Here is a 3,376-nt window from a genome sequence, read left to right as displayed (position 1 = left end):
GCCAACCCCCGCCCGCAGGACAAGGCCGCCGCCGATGATCGTGTCGCCGCCGACGGGGCACGTCGGGTCGAGAAGGCGGAGCCTTCTGCTCGCGCCCAGACAAAAAAGCCCGGCAAGCTGTCGTTCAAGGATGCCCACCGGCTGAAGGAACTTGAGGGCCTGCTGGTGTCCCTGCCCCAGGACATCGAACGCCACGACGCCATCCTGGCCGACCCCGACCTCTACACCCGCGACCGCAAGGCCTTCGACCGCGCCACCGCCAACGCCGACCGCGCCCGCGCCCTGCTGGCGGCCGCCGAGGAGGAATGGCTGGAGCTGGAAGCCCGGCGCGAGGCCCTGGCGGGCTGACCGGTCGCATGGCGGTCGCTGCGGCAGAGCCTAGTCTGACGCCATGTCCCTGACGCGCCATACCCTGTCCCTGACGCCTGCCGAGCTGAAGGCCGCCCGACGTGTGAATGCCGTCATGGCCGTGGCCCCGCGGCTGAAGATCAGCGGCTGGCGGCTGGCGGTCGGCACGCGGCTGAACGCACTGGCCAGCCGGGCCTCTGGGCGGGTGTCCGCCGCCCGACTGGGGCGCAAGGGCATACGGGTGTCCAACCTGACCATCCAGAGCGGCGAAGGTCCTGTCGCCTTGCGCATTCTTGAGCCTGCGGGGGCGGCCAAGGGCATCGTTGTGGACCTGCATGGTGGCGGCTGGGTGGTCGGCAGCGCGGCCCTGAACGACCGGTTGACGGCCTGTTTCGTCGACGCCGGTCATGTCGTCGTCTCGGTCGACTATCGTCTTCTGACCCAGGGGCTGGAAGACAGCCTTGCCGATGCCGTCGCCGACTGCGCGCATGCGATGCGTTGGGCCAGAACCGAAGGCCGTGACCGGTTCGGGGTCGAGACGGTGCTGGTCACAGGAGAGTCCGCCGGGGCGCATCTGGCAGCCTTGGCCATGCTGAGACTGCACGATGCGGGTGAGCAGGCTCTACCGCCCTGTGCCTTCGTCCAGGGCGTGTTCGATCTGTCGGGAACGCCCAGCGTGCGGGCCGCTACCTCCCGGACGCTGCTGTTCGATGGCCCCAATCTGCAGCGCGACTTAGCGCGCCTGGCCCTCGACCGTGATGAGGCTGGCCTGCGCCGACCCGATCTGTCGCCCCTCTATGCCGACCTGACCGGCATGCCCCCCGCTCTGTTCGTCATGGGCGAGGAAGACCCGCTGGCCGACGACAGCCGTCTGATGGCCGAGGCCTGGTCCCGCTACGCCCCGACAACATTGCTCGACGTGCCAACCGCCCCGCACGGCTTCCAGCACTTCTCGCCGGCCACCGCACGTGCCGCCCAGACCTTCATTCTCTGCTGGCTGCAGGCTCAGATGAAAAGCGACCCGGTTTCTGTGGACAACACAAACCGCTGATCCGTCTGCGAGAATTCCGTCCGTCCACGGATATGCACAGGGTTACCCACCGAGGACGGGGCGGTTCCGCACAGCCGGCCGAATTCGGGCGCTTGCCGTCTAACGGATTTGGCGCGAACGTCAACAGGCCGAGGGACACGGCGGCGCGGAAAACCGGGGAGACCCGGGGCTCAAGCGGACCGGCCCGGCTCTCTGACCCAGGCGACCGGACCTCTTCGGAGGCGAGGATACGAAGGGCAGGATCAAGGCTCCCGAACGACGATGGCTTCGGCCAGAGACGTTCACGGAGAACCGGATCGGGATCGATGGACGACGCAAGGCCTTGGCCAAGCGGTACGCCGGAGACCAGGAGCGCGACAGGATACAGCCGACCTTCCTCAGGGCTTGCTCTGACGAAGCTGACGCCAGGGTCCGAAACCTCAACGGCCAAGTCCAACCCGGACTTGGCGAGGGGACGAAGCAAACCGGTCCGCCGGGGAGCCTCGTCCCCTCGCTCAATTCTGGTGCCCTATGTTCGCGACGCGGTCGCTCACGACTTGAGGGCAAGGGGTTGACTACCGCTCGCCACAACCGGCCTCACCCTTCCCTTCCCCGCAGCGCCGCCCTAAACCCGGAGCATGGCCTCCAGCGGCAACCCCTTCTTCGCCCCCCACCGCCGCGCCCTCCTGATCGGCGCAGGCGCAGCCGCGATCACGGCCACCCTCGCCGCCTGTGATCGCACCCAGGCCCCCGTGGACGAAGACGGGCGCGTGCGCCTGCGCTTCGCAACCGATGGTCCGGCCCAGGCGACGCATGGCGGCTTCTATCAGGCACTGGCATCCGGGGCCTATGAGACGCGCGGCCTGACGGTCGAGATTATCCAGGGCGGCCCCGGCGGCGATGTGCCTCAGCGGCTGGCCAATACGTCGGTCGAGCTGGGCCTGGCGTCGTCCAGCTTCCTGCCGATGAATCTGGTCGCCCAGGGTGCGCCGGTGAAGGCGGTCGCCGCCTTCTTCCAGAAGGACCCCCAGGTGCTGATCGCGCGGCCCGAACCGGCTGTCGAGGGCATCGCCGGACTGGTCGGTCGGCCGCTGTATCTGTCCGACAGCGCCCGGGATACCGTATGGCTGTGGCTGCGGGCGACGTACGGCTTCACCGACGATCAGCTGCAGCGGATGGAGGACGGCGATCTGGCTCCCTTCCTGGCCGACCGTGAGGCGGTTCTGCAAGGCGAACTGACCCGCGATGTCACGGCCGTTCAGAGCGCCGCCCGGTTCGAACCGCGCGTGCTGATGCTGGCCGACGAAGGATACCCCTCCTATGGCGCGATGGTTCTGTCGACCGATGCCTTCGCCCGCGACAACGCCGGGGCTCTGCGGGGCTTCATCGCCGCCTCGGTCGAGGGCTGGCGCGACTATATCCAGGGCGACGGCCGCGCCGCCGACGCCCTGATCCGCCAGGCCAACTCCGACATGACCCAGGCCGATCTGGATCAGGCGCGCGCGGCCCTGCGCAGCAATAGCGTGGTCAACGGCGGCGATGCGGCCCTTTATGGCCTCGGGGCCATGACAGCCGAACGCTGGCAGGCCTTCCACGAGACGATGTCGACGGCGGGGCTTTACCCCGCCGATCTGGACTGGCGCCGTGCCTTCACGACCCAGTATCTGCCGGGGCGCGACTGATCCTTCGCCGGAACCGTTTACATAACGGCGTCCATTAGGGGCGGGTTAAGGGGCGTTCGGTAAAGGTCGAGGTTAGCGATCCCTCGCGCGGAGCCTGTTCCCTTGCGCCGACCCGACCCGTCTCGACCCTCAACTGCGACCGTCAGTGCCCTGGCCCTGGCCGGATCGCTGCTCCTGGCCGGTCAGGCCGTGGCTCAGGAGGCCGCCGCCCCGCGCTACATGAATTGGAACGGCCGCGGCCCCGCCGTCATGCCGCAAGGTGTCCAGACGGCCTCGAACGAGACTGCCGCCCCACGCCGCGCCAACACCCCCATCC

Annotated in this window: 4 protein-coding genes; all 4 read left to right on the top strand. The window is 68.6% G+C overall.

The features are described from left to right. The coding region (locus JHC81_RS14135) for an ABC transporter C-terminal domain-containing protein (protein WP_292175741.1) at positions 1 to 348 on the top strand (348 nt) is incomplete at its 5' end. A gap of 43 nt (positions 349 to 391) precedes the next feature. Continuing rightward, positions 392 to 1,399, top strand: a complete 1,008-nt coding sequence (locus JHC81_RS14130) for an alpha/beta hydrolase fold domain-containing protein (RefSeq protein WP_292175740.1) — start codon at positions 392 to 394, stop codon at positions 1,397 to 1,399. Positions 1,400 to 2,016: 617 nt separating this feature from the next. Beyond that, positions 2,017 to 3,060, top strand: coding sequence for an ABC transporter substrate-binding protein (locus JHC81_RS14125; protein ID WP_292175739.1), 1,044 nt, complete (start codon positions 2,017 to 2,019; stop codon positions 3,058 to 3,060). 102 nt (positions 3,061 to 3,162) lie between these two features. Beyond that, positions 3,163 to 3,376 (top strand): hypothetical protein (locus JHC81_RS14120; RefSeq protein WP_292175738.1); only part of this gene is annotated, 214 nt, incomplete at its 3' end.

Source organism: Brevundimonas sp., assembly GCF_016463295.1.
GTDB lineage: Bacteria > Pseudomonadota > Alphaproteobacteria > Caulobacterales > Caulobacteraceae > Brevundimonas.
This window is presented reverse-complemented; position numbering and strand designations above follow the sequence as displayed.

Bases quoted from the DNA above. Each gene is read 5' to 3' on its own strand.
- JHC81_RS14125 (WP_292175739.1), top strand. From the start codon at position 2,017: ATGGCCTCCAGCGGCAACCCCTTCTTCGCCCCCCACCGCCGCGCCCTC.
- JHC81_RS14130 (WP_292175740.1), top strand. From the start codon at position 392: ATGTCCCTGACGCGCCATACCCTGTCCCTGACGCCTGCCGAGCTGAAG.